This is a genomic window from Clostridium sartagoforme AAU1 (genome assembly GCF_000401215.1).
GTDB lineage: Bacteria > Bacillota > Clostridia > Clostridiales > Clostridiaceae > Clostridium > Clostridium sartagoforme.
Genome location: NZ_ASRV01000069.1, coordinates 1 through 16,003 on the forward strand (window position 1 = coordinate 1; position 16,003 = coordinate 16,003).

Annotated in this window: 11 protein-coding genes and 1 pseudogene; 11 read left to right on the forward strand and 1 reads right to left on the reverse strand. The window is 28.7% G+C overall.

The window, feature by feature from the left end:
* Positions 1 to 232: 232 nt before the first annotated feature.
* The 5 genes from A500_RS05580 to A500_RS05600 all read left to right on the forward strand — a co-directional run bounded on the left by A500_RS05580 (position 233) and on the right by A500_RS05600 (position 5,911).
* Positions 233 to 1,594, forward strand: a complete 1,362-nt coding sequence (locus A500_RS05580; RefSeq protein ID WP_016206610.1) for an 8-oxoguanine deaminase — start codon at positions 233 to 235, stop codon at positions 1,592 to 1,594.
* Between the two features lie 76 nt (positions 1,595 to 1,670).
* Complete coding sequence (locus A500_RS05585; RefSeq protein ID WP_016206611.1) at positions 1,671 to 2,249, forward strand: NTP transferase domain-containing protein; 579 nt, start codon at positions 1,671 to 1,673, stop codon at positions 2,247 to 2,249.
* Between the two features lie 199 nt (positions 2,250 to 2,448).
* Positions 2,449 to 3,669, forward strand: coding sequence for a YgeY family selenium metabolism-linked hydrolase (locus A500_RS05590; RefSeq protein WP_016206612.1), 1,221 nt, complete (start codon positions 2,449 to 2,451; stop codon positions 3,667 to 3,669).
* Between the two features lie 211 nt (positions 3,670 to 3,880).
* Positions 3,881 to 5,161, forward strand: coding sequence for a sigma-54 interaction domain-containing protein (locus A500_RS05595; protein WP_016206613.1), 1,281 nt, complete (start codon positions 3,881 to 3,883; stop codon positions 5,159 to 5,161).
* 96 nt (positions 5,162 to 5,257) lie between these two features.
* Entirely contained in the window at positions 5,258 to 5,911 is a 654-nt protein-coding gene (locus A500_RS05600; protein WP_016206614.1) for an HAD family hydrolase, read from the forward strand.
* A 53-nt stretch (positions 5,912 to 5,964) separates the two neighbouring features.
* On the opposite strand, the gene A500_RS05605 is transcribed toward A500_RS05600, so the two are convergent.
* A complete protein-coding gene (locus tag A500_RS05605) occupies positions 5,965 to 6,270 on the reverse strand; it encodes a hypothetical protein (protein ID WP_016206615.1) in 306 nt (101 codons plus the stop codon).
* Between the two features lie 562 nt (positions 6,271 to 6,832).
* On the opposite strand from A500_RS05605, the gene ssnA reads away from it, so the two are divergent.
* From ssnA to A500_RS05635, 6 genes and pseudogenes are all read left to right on the forward strand, one after another.
* Complete coding sequence (ssnA, locus tag A500_RS05610; RefSeq protein ID WP_016206616.1) at positions 6,833 to 8,161, forward strand: putative aminohydrolase SsnA; 1,329 nt, start codon at positions 6,833 to 6,835, stop codon at positions 8,159 to 8,161.
* A 96-nt stretch (positions 8,162 to 8,257) separates the two neighbouring features.
* Entirely contained in the window at positions 8,258 to 9,652 is a 1,395-nt protein-coding gene (locus A500_RS05615) for a uracil-xanthine permease family protein (RefSeq protein ID WP_016206617.1), read from the forward strand.
* Between the two features lie 128 nt (positions 9,653 to 9,780).
* Positions 9,781 to 11,517 carry a hypothetical protein gene (locus tag A500_RS05620; RefSeq protein WP_016206618.1) on the forward strand — a complete coding sequence of 579 codons (1,737 nt, stop codon included), beginning with the start codon at positions 9,781 to 9,783 and terminating at the stop codon, positions 11,515 to 11,517.
* 71 nt (positions 11,518 to 11,588) lie between these two features.
* The gene (gene xdh / locus A500_RS05625) at positions 11,589 to 14,147 is read left to right on the forward strand and encodes a selenium-dependent xanthine dehydrogenase (RefSeq protein ID WP_016206619.1); all 2,559 of its coding nucleotides are present in this window, start codon (positions 11,589 to 11,591) and stop codon (positions 14,145 to 14,147) included.
* 346 nt (positions 14,148 to 14,493) lie between these two features.
* The gene (locus A500_RS05630) at positions 14,494 to 15,450 is read left to right on the forward strand and encodes a lysylphosphatidylglycerol synthase domain-containing protein (RefSeq protein WP_016206620.1); all 957 of its coding nucleotides are present in this window, start codon (positions 14,494 to 14,496) and stop codon (positions 15,448 to 15,450) included.
* Positions 15,451 to 15,660: 210 nt separating this feature from the next.
* Positions 15,661 to 15,935, forward strand: a pseudogene (locus A500_RS05635) (ATP-binding cassette domain-containing protein); the annotation flags it as partial.
* Between the last annotated feature and the right edge of the window lie 68 nt (positions 15,936 to 16,003).

Below are 16,003 nucleotides of genomic sequence, written 5' to 3' on the forward strand. Positions count from 1 at the left end.
AATAAAAAGTAATTATTGAAAAAATATAACAAAAGTAATAAAATTTAATATAATACCCCTTTGAAAACAGTTACAAAATTAAATATATAAAATAAGATATTTATTTTAAAAAATATATATAATTTATTAAAGAATAGAAAGCGAGGTGTAGTAATTAAATATAAAATAGTGATATATAATAAAACTAAAATAGGTTTAATTTATTTAAATTATAGAATTTGGAGGGGTCAATATGAAAAATAGCTTATTTATAAAAAATATTAAGGCGTTAGTAACTTGCGATGAAAAAGATAATTTATTTGAAAATGTGAATCTATATATAGAAGATGGGATTATAAAATATATAGGGAAAGATATTTTTGAAGCAAAAGAAGTAATTGATGCAAAAGATATGTATGTATATCCAGGACTTATAAATAGTCATCATCATCTTTTTCAGACTTTTACTAGAAATTTGCCACAAGTACAAAATATGGAACTTTTTGATTGGTTAACAACTTTATATGAAATATGGAAAGGGGTAGTTTCAGAATCTATAAGATATAGCTCTTTAGTGGGAATGGGAGAACTAATGAAAAATGGATGTACTACTTGCTTTGATCATCATTATCTTTTTCCAGAGAAAGCTGAAGAAACTCTTATAGATGAACAATTTAATTCAGCTAAAGAGTTAGGAATTAGATTTCATGCATCAAGAGGTAGTATGAATTTAAGTAAAAAGGATGGGGGATTACCTCCAGACTCTGTTGTTCAAAAATTTGATAAAATATTATACGATTCAGAAAGAATTATAAAAAAATATCATGATGCAAGTGAGTTTTCCATGAAGCAAGTTGTCTTAGCACCTTGTGCTCCATTTAATGTAACAGCAGAGTTGATGAAGGAAAGTGCTAAACTTGCAAGAAAATATAATGTAAGACTTCATACTCATTTAGCAGAAACAAAGGATGAAGAAAGATATACTCTTGAAAGATTTAATATGAGACCTTTAGAATACATGGATACCCTTGATTGGATTGGAAGTGATGTTTGGTACGCTCATGGAATTCATTTCAATGATGAAGAACTTAAAATATTAGCAAAAACACAAACAGGAGTAGCACATTGTCCTATATCAAATATGAAATTATCTTCAGGAATAGCTAGAATTCCAGAAATGATAAAACTAGATGTTCCTGTAGGACTAGCAGTTGATGGAAGCGCAAGTAATGATGGTTCAAATCTTTTAGAAGAGCTTAGAATTTGTTATCTACTTCATAGATTAAATTGGAGTAATAATGCTCCGACTGGATATGATATATTAAAACTAGCAACAAGGGGAAGTGCAAGAGTTCTTGGAAGAAATGATATTGGAGAGCTCTCAGTGGGAAAAGCAGCAGATTTATTTATGATAAATTCAAATAGAATAGAGTTTATAGGAGCAGAATATGATCCAAAATCAATATTAGGTACTGTTGGATGTAAATCAACAGTTGATTATACAATAATAGCAGGTAAAGTAGTAGTAAAAGATGGGAAGCTTACTAATGTAGATGAAGAAAAAATAGTTTTTGAAGCGAGAAACGCAGTACAAAATTTATTTAGCAAAATGTAAGTTATGTAAAGTTCATGATGAAATCTAATTTTTGAATATGAAAGCGGTTACTTAAAGATAAAGGTGTGTGGTTAAAATGAACGGAATAATCTTAGCATCAGGATTTAGTAAAAGAATGGGAAAAAATAAATTATTAATGAATATTGGAGATGAATTAATAATTGAAAAGGTAATAAGAACAATCAAGAAATGTAATATTTCAAATATAATTTTAGTTGGGAGAGAAGAAGAAATAATTAATATTGGAATAAATGAGGGAATAAAAACTATAAAAAATAATTTTGCTATTAATGGACAAAGTGAATCAATCAAATTAGGATTAAAAGAAGTAGATTTAAATCATAATTATATGTTTTTTTGTGGCGACCAGCCATTTATAGATAAAGAATCAGTTAATAAATTGATAAAGGTTTCCGCAGAAAATAGTAAAAATATAATTATTCCTAAATTTAAGGATAAGACAGGAAGTCCAATTATATTTCCTATAAGTTTAAAAAAAGAGTTAGAAAGCTTAAATGGAGATATGGGAGGAAGGGAAGTAATTAAAAATAATAAAGATAAAATTAAGTATGTAGGTATAAATAATAGCTTGTTTTTGCAAGATATTGATACTATAAAAGAGTATGAAGAATTTATTAAAGTAATAAAAAGATAAAATAATAGTTATCAAAATGATATAAATTATTATTTTGATAACTATTTGTTCTTTTATAATTATCTACATACAATTTTAATATTAATATCAATTAAAAAATTACTATTTACTATACTAAAAGTCTAATTAAATCTTGGCATAAATTATGCGTATTATAAAAACAATTAAGTATTTCTTTTAAATTAGAGGAGAGGTAAATATGGAATATAAATATATTTATGAAGAGATAATAAAATCTTCAGAAAATTATAAAGAAGATATGAGTAATTTTTTAAGAGAAATAATTTCTATACCTTGTGAAAGCTGTAATGAAAAAGCTAAGATAATGAGAATAAAGAAGGAAATGGAAAAGGTTGGCTTTGATAAAATAGAGATAGATCCAATGGGTAATTTACTAGCTTATATAGGGTCAGGAAGTCATCTTATAGCTATGGATGGACATGTTGATACTGTTGGGGTAGGAGACCCTAGCCTTTGGAATTATAATCCATATGAGGGAGATGAGGATGCAGAAGTAATACTAGGAAGAGGAGTAAGTGATCAAGGTGGCGGTATAGCTGCAATGGTTTATGCTGGGAAAATTATTAAGGATTTGAATTTAGAAAATGATTATACATTACTTATAGCATGTACAGTTCAAGAAGAAGATTGTGATGGATTGTGTTGGCAGTATATAATTAACGAAGATAATATAAATCCTGAATTTGTGGTAATTACAGAACCTACTTCATGTAATATATATAGGGGGCATAGAGGTAGAGTAGAAATTAAGGTTAGTACCAATGGAATTAGTTGTCATGGGTCTGCTCCAGAAAGAGGAGAAAATGCAATATTTAAGATGGCTCCGATATTAGATGAATTGAAAAGTTTAGATAAAGGCCTTATGTATAATGATTTTTTAGGAAAAGGAACATTAACTGTATCTGAAATATTTTTTTCATCACCTTCGAGATGTGCAGTAGCAGATGGATGTAGTATTTCTATAGATAGAAGATTAACAGATGGAGAAAGTCATAAATTTGCAATAGAGCAAATTAAAAATTTACCTTCAGTTAAGAAAGCCAATGCTCAGGTATCTATATATAATTATGATAAAAAATCATATACAGGACTTTCTTATGAAACACAATCATATTTTCCAACATGGGTTATTCCAGAAGAGCATGAAGTATGTCAAACTCTTATTGAAACATATAGAAGCTTATTTAAAGCAGAGCCTATAGTAGATAAATGGACTTTTTCAACTAATGGGGTTTCTATAATGGGTAGGTATGGAATTCCATGTATAGGTTTTGGTCCTGGACATGAAGATCAAGCACATGCACCAAATGAAAGAACATGGAAAAGCGAAATAGTAAAAGCAGCAGCAATGTATGCTTTAATTCCTACCATTTATGTAAATAAAGTGAATAATAAATAATGTATAGTTAAAGAGGCTTAGAGAAATAAATTTAAGCTTCTTTTTCTTATGATTTAGGAAATTATAAAGAATTTACATGATTTATAACTATTTATAATTTCCTTCCTTCAGTTTTTTATTTATAATAATTGTAAGGTCAAGGAAAAAATGTTAACATAATATTATGAGAGAGTTTAAAAGTTAATAATATAGTACAAAAGGTGATAATAGAATGGAAGAAAAGTTTATTAAGGACATAGCTAATAAAATAAGTGATGGAATTATAATTTTAAATTCTAATAATAAAGTAATTTATGCTAATAATTATGTAAGAAAATCCTTGAATATTCAAAGCATTGAGTTAGAAGAAATAGAGGTATTTATAAAGCATGATTTTGAAAAATATAATATTTCAATAAGGGTTAAGGATACTGATTATGATGGAATAGGTGAATTATTAGAAACAGACTCTTATTCATATAATTATAAAAGTATTATCATATTAAATAAGATTTGTAAAAAAGATAAATGTAATATAACTGCAAATAATGTTTGGGGAGAAATAAAATTAGAATCTATAATTGGTGAATCTGAATCAATGAGAAATATTAAAAAGAAAATTTTAAAGATAGCCAATTCCACATCATCAGTTCTTATAACAGGAGAAAGTGGTACTGGTAAAGAAGTAATAGCTAGAGCTATACATTCTCAAAGTAATAGAAGGAACAAACCTTTTATAGCAATAAATTGTGCAGCAATTCCTGAAGCTCTACTTGAAAGTGAGTTGTTTGGATATGCAAAAGGTGCTTTTAGTGGAGCTAGTAATAATGGTAGAATGGGAAAGTTCGAACTTGCAAATGGAGGAATAATATTTTTAGATGAAATAGGAGATATGCCACTTTCACTTCAAGTAAAATTGCTTAGAGTTCTGCAAGAAAAAAAGTTTGCTAAGATAGGATCTAATAAAATGATAAATTTAGATATAAGAGTAATTGCGGCAACTAATAAAGATATAAAAGAAATGATAAAAGAAAAAAAATTTAGAGAAGATTTATATTATAGGATAAATGTAATACCTATAGAAATTCCTAATCTTTCAGAGAGAAAAGAGGATATAAAGCAATTGGTATTAAGCTTTATAGAGAAATATTGTTCAAGCTACAATTTAGAAAAAATTAATATAGAAGATGAAGTAATAAAAAAGTTAGAAAATTATCCATGGGAAGGAAATATAAGAGAATTACAAAATGCTGTAGAGTTGATGATAAATTTAGTAGATGAAGATAATATAATAACATGTAGTATCCTTCCAGAATATATAACAAGTTATTATGATAGTCATGATGAGAAAGATTTAGATGATATTATCAATGGAGATTTTATAACATTAGAAGAATTAGAAAAAAGATATATAAATTATGCATTAGAGAAGTATGGACATGATACTAAGGGAAAATCTAAAGCTGCTAAAAAACTTGGAATAGGTCTAGCCACTTTATATAGAAAAAGTTAAGTTTATTTTAATGCAAAAATGTAGAGTTTATATAAAATAGTAATAAAAAGTTGTTTATATTACAAAAAATAAAGGATATTAAGAAAGGCTGTAATTATGAAATATAAATGCTTAATTTTGGACCATGATGATACAGTTACTATAAGTACACCTAACATACATTATCCATCATTTGTAGAGGCACTTAAAATATTAAGACCAAATACAAAAATAATTACTCTTGAAGAATTTATCTCAAGTTGTTTTAATCCTGGTTTTTCAGAATTATGCAAGGATATATTGAAATTTAACAAAGAAGAACAGGCATATCAATATAAAATATGGAGTAGCTATACAAAGTCAAAAATTCCAGATTTTTATCCTGGTTTTCCAGAATTAATAAAAGAGTTTAAAAATTTAGGAGGAGTAATTTGTGTTGCCTCTCACTCTGAAAGTGAACAAATTCAAAGAGATTATAAGATTAATTGTGGTATTTTACCAGATAAAATATTTGGGTGGGATCTTGAAGATTATAAGAGAAAACCGAACCCTTACCCAATTAGAGAAGCTATGAAAACATTTAACTTAAATAAAGAAGATATATTAGTAGTAGATGATTTAAAGCCTGGACTTGATATGGCAAGAACTTGTAATGTAGATTTTGCTAGTGCTGGTTGGTCTCATATTATACCAGAAATAATTGATTTTATGAAAGAAAATTCAAATTATTATTTATCAAGTGTTGACGAACTAAGAAATATAATATTATAAAAAAGGAATAAAAGCTTATTATATAAGTGATAGTTATTAAAGATCAATAGCTATCACTTATATTTTGACCATAATGGAGATAAACCATTAATATAATATGCCCATAATCCTGATATAAATGCAAAGAAAACAGTTGATAACTTAGGATTATTAGTAATCTTAATCAAATAACAATTTATTTGATTAGATAAGAATATATATAATAATACAGGCAAAATACTTAAAATATGGTTTATATTATTAAAGTTTTTAGTTTGGGAAAGCATCTTATTACAACTTGGACATTTAATAGTATAAGATTTATTAAATATTATATCGATTTTAAGAAATTTATTATCACAGTACGGACATGCTTTCATAAATTACCTCCAAATAAGATAGTTATTATAATTATACCATTATATGGATATATATGTAAATATTACAATAATTAAATAGCTTATGAAATATAGATACAAAGGATATATTTCATATGTTACTTTTATATACATGGAAAGTGAAAGATATTTTGAGATTCATCTTTGATTATTAAAATGATAAATATAATTACTAAAATGATAACAAAGTAGGCCTAGCAATTATATTGGATAAAAGATAACAAGTAATATAGTTTAGGTTTAAAAAATTAAAATAAATAATTAAGTAATAAAGTTATTAATGTATTTTTAAATAAAAGTATTTGAAATTATTTAAATTTCAAGCTTTGTACAAAAAAATATAATCAAATCTTTATTATACTTGTTTCGCTGTTTCATAATACTTATTTTTTATAAAAATGAAATTGCGAACTGTGATTTGTTCACTGTGAGCTGAACAAGTTGTTAATTATTAATTTAAATAAATAATTAACAATAAATCATGGGAATTGGCATGAATAATGCTTTAAATATTATTGATAATATTATACTGGAGGGAAGATAAATGATTTTAGTAGGTAATGGAATAGTTATAACCCAGGATAATAATAATCCAATTATAAATAATGGAGCTATAGTTATTAAAGATAATATTATAGTGGAAGTTGGAGATTATAATGCCTTAAAGTCAAAATACAATAATTATGAATTTGTTGATGCTAAAGGTAAGGTAATAATGCCTGGAATAATTAATAATCATCATCATATTTATAGTGCTTTTGCAAGAGGAATGGATAACAAAGAAGCACCTTCTAATAATTTCGTTGAAATATTAGAGAGACTTTGGTGGAAAATGGACAAAAAGTTAACTTTAGAGGACACAAAATATAGTGCGTATACAACTTATATTGATTGTATAAAAAATGGAGTAACAACTGTATTTGATCACCATGCTAGTCCTTATAGTATTACAGATAGTTTATTTGCAATTGGAGATGTGGCTAAAGAGTTGGGGATGAGGACAACTTTATGTTACGAAGTTTCTGATAGGGATGGAGTAGATATAACAAATGAAGGGATTTATGAAAACGTAAACTTTATTAAATATGCTAATAAAGATGACAGTGATATGATAAAAGGTTTATTTGGACTTCATGCATCCTTTACATTAAGCAATAAGACTCTAGAAAAATGTGCTAAAGAGATGGAAGGTCTAAATACAGGTTATCATGTGCATGCAGCAGAAGGAATAGCAGATTTACATGATACATTAAAAGTTTCTGGAAAGAGGGTAATAGAAAGATTAAATGATTATAACATATTAGGAGATAAGACCTTAGCTGTTCATTGTATTCATATAAATGATAATGAAATGGGTTTATTAAAGAGTACAAATACAAATGTCATAAATAATCCAGAATCTAATATGGGTAATGCTGTTGGGTGTTCTCCAGTTTTAGAAATGTTAAATAAGGGTGTAACAGTTGGTATGGGAACTGACGGATATACAAGTGATATGTTTGAGTCTATGAAAGTATTTCCTATAATACAAAGACATAATAGCTGTCATCCTGGTGTAGCATTTAATGAAACCTTTAAATTACTATTTGAAAATAATAAGATTATAGCTGATAAGTACTTTAATAGGGAAGTTGGAGTATTAAAAGAGGGAGCCTATGCAGATATAATTGTTTTAGATTACAATCCACTAACTCCAATGAATGCCAATAACCTCCATGGTCATATGTTATTTGGGTTTACTGGAAGATCTGTTATAACAACTATAATTAATGGAAAAATTATTATGAAAGATAGAGAAATGCTTAATATAGACGAAGAAAAAATATTTAGAAAATCAAGGGAACTTGCACAAAAGCTATGGGAAAAAATGTGATGGGTATTGATTATGTTCCGCTTAATAAATAACAATTTAGTATAGACTCAACATGCAATAATTAAATATATTAATATAAAAATGGGAGGTATTATTATGGGGAAAAATAATAAAAGGGAAGTAAATAATAGTAGTGAATTAATTTATCAGTTGGATGGTAGACCACCTTTAAGTAAGGCACTGCCACTAGGTATTCAGCATGTATTAGCTATGTTCACAGGTAATTTAGCTCCAATATTTGTACTTACAGGCATTCTTGGAACAAGTGCATCAGATCGTATTATAATGATACAAAGTGCAATGCTTGTATCGGGTCTTATTACATTTCTACAGTTATATCCATTTAAAATTGGCAAGTTTCAAATAGGTTCAAAGCTTCCTATAGTTATGGGTACATCTTTTGCCTTTGTACCAACTATGCAGGCAATTAGTGAAAAATTGCATGGAGAAGGAATATCACCAGAAATAGCCATGGGGATTATTCTTGGTGGTACATTGCTTGGGGGATTTGTGGAAGATATAATGGGAATCTTTATAAAACCTTTGAAGAAGTTCTTTCCACCATTAGTAGTAGGCTCTGTTTTGGTTACAATAGGTATAAAGCTTTTAGGGACAGGAGCAAACTATTTTGTAGGATCACCTAAGACAGCAAATGATTTTGATCCAAGAAATCTTGTTTTAGGTTTTACTGTATTATTAACAATACTTTTAATTAATAGATTTGCGAAAGGACTATGGAAAGCATCATCAATATTAGTAGGATTGGTGGCAGGATATACTTTAGCTTTATTTATGGGCATGGTAAATTTCGATACAATTGCAAATGCGAGCTGGGCAAGTGTACCAACTCCATTCCATTTTAAGCTTGCATTCAGAATGGATGTAATAATGGCCTTTTTCGCTGTATATGTTGTATCTGGACTTGAGACAATAGGCAATACAAGTGGTATAACAATTGCGGCATTTAATAGGGATGCTACAGGTGAAGAAACTTCAGGTGCAATCTTGGCAGATGCAGTAGGATCACAGGTTGCAGCAATATTTAATACTCTACCTAATACTGCATTTGGACAAAATGCAGGTATTGTAGCTATGACTGGAGTTGTAAATCGTTTTTGTATAGCTACAGGAGCAGCTGTTTTAGTGTTAGCAGGTTTCTTTCCTAAAATAGGAGCTATTTTTTCAGCTATGCCTAACAGCGTTTTAGGTGGTGCTGTTGTTACTGTATTCGCTATGATTCTTTTAAATGGTATAAAAATGATCGCCTCTGCTGGCTTTAATGATATAAATAATTTAATTGTTGGTGTAACTTTTGGTCTTGGATATGGTGTTGGGAATCTACCAGCAGAAATAAAAGCAAAGTTTCCAGTAGTAATGCAATATATATTCCAGGAGCCAGTGGCAGCAGTATGTATTGTTAGTGTTATTGCATGTCTAATATTTAAACCTAAGAAGATAGAAGAAGCTTCTGTAAGTGCTTTGGAGAGCTAAAATGTTAGATGAAGTATTTCATGCTGTTATTTTGGTATGAAAATTGCTAAATAATATAGTGCTATATAGTAAAGACATATAGCACTATTATTTCATATAAAATTTACTTGAAGAAAGGTGGTATAACCATGAGTGATATAATGAAACCAATGTCTTTTGAAAGGATTCTCGATTTAACTCTTGAAGATTATTATACAAAAGGCAAAATATTTGGAATAGAAGAAAAAGATTTTTATAGAGACATTGATAATAGTATTGAAATGAATTTTTGCAATGAATACTTAAGATTCCCAGTAGGTCCAGCAGCTGGTCCTCATACACAATTAACACAAAACTTTTTAGCTGGTTATTTAACAGGATGCAGATATTTTGAACCTAAGACGGTTCAAATAGTAGATGGAAAAGACATGCAGGCAATGATTCCAAGACCATGTATAGATGCTAAAAATGTAGGTTATAATGTTGAATGGTCAACAGAATTAACTGTTGAAGAAGCCGCAGAAGAATATGTGAAAGCCTCTGTATTAATGCAAGTTATAGGTATTGAACTTGGATTATCAGATGTAAAAGATTTTATTCTTAATATAAGTGTAGGATATGATCTTAAAGGAATTCAATCAAAGAAAATTTCTGACTTTATAGATAACCTTAAAGACTCAAAAGATACAGTAATCTTTAAGGAGTGCATTGATGTATTAAAGAAGAATATTAATAAATTCAAGAGATTTAAATTAGAAGATATAGATAATATTACTTCAAAGATTACAAATATAATTACACTATCTACAATGCATGGATGTAAAGCAAGTGAAATTTTAGATATAGCAACTCACTTAATAGTAAATAAAAAGATAAACATGCTATTAAAATGTAACTCTACATTATTAGGATATGATGCAGTAAGAGAAATCTTAGACAACTTAGGCTACAATGACATTGAATTAAAGAGAGAAGACTTTGATCACGACTTACAATTTGAAACAGCTAAAGAAATTATAGCTAAGCTATTAGATACGGCAAAGGAAAATGATGTAAATTTCGGAGTTAAGCTTACAAATACATTGCCTGTAGTTAATACAAGAGGAGTTATGCCTGGTGAAGCTATGTATATGTCTGGAAAGCCATTATATCCAATAGCAATAAATGTAGCCAAGAAGATTGCAAAAGAATTTAATAATATACCTATGTCTATGTCAGGCGGAATAGATAAAAACAATGTATTAGATGTATTTAATGCTGGGATAGCTCCAATCACTATAGCTACATTATATTTACAACCAAAGGGATATATAAATAACAATGCAGTATTAAACGAAATGAAAAAGTCAGGACAAGCACCAAAATGCTTAAACCTTGAAGCTTTAAATATTTTAGGAGAAAAAGCAAAGACTGATGCTCATTATAAAAATAAAGGTAATGGGAGAGTATTAGAAGATAAGCTGGAAACTTTTGATTGCTTAAAGAACTGTGGAATATGTGTTGATGTATGCCCAAATAGAGCAAATATGAGAGTGGCAGTTGAAGGACTTTCAGCCAATTATCAAATTCTTCATGTTGAAAATATGTGTAATGAATGTGGTAACTGTCATATGTTCTGTCCAAAGGGAGGCTTCCCATATCTTAAGAAAACAACTATTTTTAGAGATCTAGAAGAATATACTGATTCTAAGAATACTGGATTATTAAGGATAAGCAAAGATAAATTCTTGTTAAGAGAAGCTGGAAAAGAATATGTATATGTAGTTAATTCAAAAGAAATTAAGAGTAAATTAGAAGTTACAGTAGAAACAATCTTGAAAGATTATTCTTATTATGTTGATAAAATATATTGTTTAAGTGAAGAAGAATTAAATAAGTACGTATAATAAGACGTTTAAAAGAAAGTTTATTGATATAACATCATATATTAGTTTGATAATTAGGAGGAGCAAGTTAAATGTATAATTTTAAGCTCAATGGTAAAGATTTATCAGTAGATGAAGATATAAGTTTACTTGATTATTTAAGAGATGTAGAGCAATTAACATCTGTAAAAAATGGTTGTGCAGAAGGTGCTTGTGGTGCTTGTATGGTTTTAGTCAATGGTGTAGCACAAAGAGCATGTATTCAAAAGATAAGTAGACTTGAAAATAAAGAAGTAATTACAGTTGAAGGAATTAGTGAGAGAGAAAGAGACGCTTTTGCTTATGCATTTGGTAAATGTGGAGCAGTTCAATGTGGATTTTGTATTCCAGGAATGGTTATAAGTGCAAAAGGATTATTAGATAAAAATTTAGACCCAACAGAAGAAGAAATAAAAAATGCTCTTAAAGGTAATATATGTAGATGTACAGGCTATGTAAAAATTATAGAAGCTATTAAGTTAGTTGCAGAGCTTTTAAGAAATAATGAAGAGGTACCTAAAGTATATTGTAAGGGATTAGTTGGAGAAAATTTACCTAGAATTGATGCTGAAGTAAAAACTCTTGGAATTGGTAAATATGCAGACGATTTATATTTTGACGAGATGCTTTATGGTTCAGCGTTAAGATCAAAGTATCCAAGAGCTTTAGTTAAAAATATAGATACATCAAAGGCAAAGGCTTTAGATGGTGTTTATGCTGTTTTAACAGCAAAAGATATACCAGGAGATAGATTTATTGGACATTTAGTCCAAGATTGGCCAGCAATGATAGATGTTGGAGAAGAAACAAGATATTTAGGAGATTCAGTAGCTTTAGTAGCAGCAAAAAGTAAAAAAATATTAAAAGAGGCATTAAGTCTTATAGAAGTAGATTATGAAGAACTTCCACCGGTAACAAATCCTGAAATGGGATTGAAAGAAGGTGCACCTAAAGTTCATTCAAGTGGAAATATATTAAGTAAACAGTACTTAAAAAGAGGAGATGCAGAGGAAGCTATAAAAAATTCTAAATATGTTGTAACAGAAAAATATAGCACTCCACCAACAGAACACGCATTTTTAGAGCCGGAATGTGCAGTAGCTAATTATGAAGATGGCATTTTAACAGTTTACACAGGTGGCCAAGGTATTTATGATGAACTTCGAGAGGTAGGAAAACTTTTGGATTTAGATCCAAGTAAATTAAGAATTAAAAGTATGCTTGTAGGGGGAGGATTTGGTGGAAAGGAAGATATGAGTGTTCAACATCATGCAGCACTTTTAACTTATTATACAAAGAAACCAGTTAAAGTTACATTAAGCAGAAAAGAAAGTTTAATTATTCATCCCAAAAGGCATGCTATGGAAATGGAATTTACAACAGCTTGTGATGAAAATGGAATTTTAACAGGAATGAAAGCAAGGATAATTTCAGATACAGGAGCATATGCATCGTTAGGAGGTCCGGTACTTCAAAGAGCTTGCACACATGCAGCTGGACCTTACAACTATCAAAATGTAGATATCGAAGGAACAGCAGTATATACAAATAATCCACCAGCAGGAGCTTTTAGGGGCTTTGGAGTTACTCAATCAGCATTTGCAAATGAATGTAATATAAATAAACTTGCAGAGCTTGTTGGAATTTCTCCATGGGAATTTAGATATAGAAATGCAATTAGGCCAGGACAAGTTTTACCTAATGGGCAAATCGCAGATGAAGGAACTGCATTAGTTGAAACTTTAGAGGCGGTAAAAGATGAATTTGAAAATAATAAGAATGTTGGAATAGCTTGTGCGTTTAAAAATGCTGGACTAGGTGTTGGAATACCAGATACAGGTAGATGTAAAATAGTCGTTAAAGATAGTAAGGTTATTATAAGAACATCAGCTGCTTGTATAGGTCAAGGAATAGGAACTGTGGCAACACAAATTGTATGTGAAACTACTGGATTAGATCCAGAGAAAGTTTTAGTAGATAGTCCAGATACCTTTACAACGCCTAATTCAGGAACAACAACAGCTTCAAGGCAAACTGTACTTACAGGTGAAGCAGCAAGACTTGCTGCTCTTCAATTGAAGGAAGCATTGGTAAATAAATCATTAAATGATCTTGAGGGTGAAGAATATTATGCTGAATATTGTCCTCAAACAGATCCTATGGGAAGTACAAAACCTAATCCAGTAAGTCATGTAGCTTATGGATATGCAACTCAAGTAGTAGTTTTAGATGATAATGGAAAGGTGATAAAGGTAGTTGCGGCCCATGACATAGGAAGAGCAGTAAATCCTGTGGCTGTAGAAGGGCAAATAGAAGGTGGAGTAGTTATGGGGCTAGGATATGCACTAACAGAAGACTATCCACTTAAAAATGGAGTTCCTTTAGCCAAATTTGGTACTTTAGGATTATTCAGATCAACTGGAATACCAGAAATAAAACCAATATTAGTTGAAAAGAATAAGGCTAATTTAGTCTATGGAGCAAAGGGTGTTGGAGAAATTGTAGTTGTCCCAGAGGCACCAGCAATGCAAGGCGCTTATTACAAGTTAGATGGAGAATTTAGAACTAAATTACCACTTGAAAATACTTATTATAGAAAGTCTAAAAAATAATTTATAAGTGAAATATATGGCTGACTTTTGGTTAATACAAAAGTCAGCTTATTATATTACAAAAATGAAATGTTAAAGTAATGCAAATAAATATGTACCAAAAGAAGTTGATGTTACAATATGAAAAAGATGATAAAACAAGGAGATGATTATTTTGAAAAAAATCAAAGATGTTTTAACTGTTGTAGCATTAGTATTATTTGCAGGATATAACGAAGAAAGATTTAATTTATAAAAATTCAAAATGCCTTAATTTGATAAATAAATATTTTGAATTTATTATGATATTAAGATATACTAATAAAGATTAGATATATAATTTATATATTGTAGGGAGAAAGTTTATATGTTAATTAAGGTAGAAAGTAAACTAAAAGTATGGTTAAAAATGATTCTTATATTTGTAATATTTACAATAATACTTATTCAGTTTAGAAAGTTATTTTCAGATTTTGATATACATACATTTTATTTATATAGAGACAAGCTTTCCTTTGTAAGATTAATTATTATTACAATATTAGGACTTATTTCTTACTTACCATTGTCTTTGTATGATTTTATAATAAAAGATACATGTAAGATTTCATTAGATAACAGAAGTCTTTATAAGTCTTCATGGATTGCAAGTTCTATTTCAAGTATAGTAGGATTTGGTGGTACAGCAGCAATAGCAATTAAAAGTTATCTTTATTCACCATATATTAAGGACAAGGCATCTTTAGTAAAAGAAGTTTCAAAGGTAGTATTATTGAATTTTACTGGATTTTCTATTATATGTTTAGTTTATTCTATCTTGGATATACCGAGTTTGAAAAATATAGAGTTGGTAAAGCTAGGTATATTATTGTCAGCACTTTATACTCCAGTTATTCTCATATATAATTTATTCAGATATAGAAGAGAAAAAAATCGTAAAAAAGCTATGAAAACTATAAAAATAATGATAATTTCTACTTCAGAATGGATAGCAATGGCTTTGTTGTTATTTAGTATTCTTAGATTATTAGGAATTGGATTAACATTAGCCAAGATATTTCCGATATATGTTGTATCTTCTGCTATAGGTATTATAAGTATGATGCCAGGAGGTATAGGTGGGTTTGATTTATCATTTATATTAGGAGTCAGTGCTCTAGGTATAAATAAAGAGGAAGCTGTGTTAGCTTTAGTATTATATCGTATAAGTTATTATATAATACCATTATCTGTTGGAATAATTTTATTAATGTATGAACTAAAAAGAAAATTAAATAAAGATTATATTACTATCCTAAAATTAGGTATAAAAAAAATTAATTAAAAATAAATTTGCTTAGAAAACTCCTACGGGAGTTTTTTTATTTTAAATATATATTTATAAATAATCTAGAATTTATAGTTATATTACAAAAATAAAAGGTTAATGAAAGTTATATAAATATGTAATTAATAAATACTAAGATAAACTATAGTTGCAAAGAAAATTTATAAATGTTTAAACATTAATATAATTAGTTGTATGGAGGGAAAAATGAAAAGCATATTAAATGTAGAAAAAATTGAAAAATACTATGGAAATAAAGAAAATGTAACTAAGGCAATAGATAATATAAGTTTTAAAGTAGAAAAAGGAGAATTTGTTGGGATAATGGGGCCATCAGGTAGTGGGAAAACAACACTTCTTAATTGTATTTCAACAATAGATACAGTAACTACAGGAAATATTATTATAAATGATAAGGATATTACAAAATTAAAATCAAAACAGTTAGAGAAGTTAGAAGAGACGAGTTAGGTTTTAGTTATTTCTAAGATTTTAATTACTATACTAGGTGTGGGTCGGCGGTCGTCTCAAGGCGACACAGGGGAGTAGG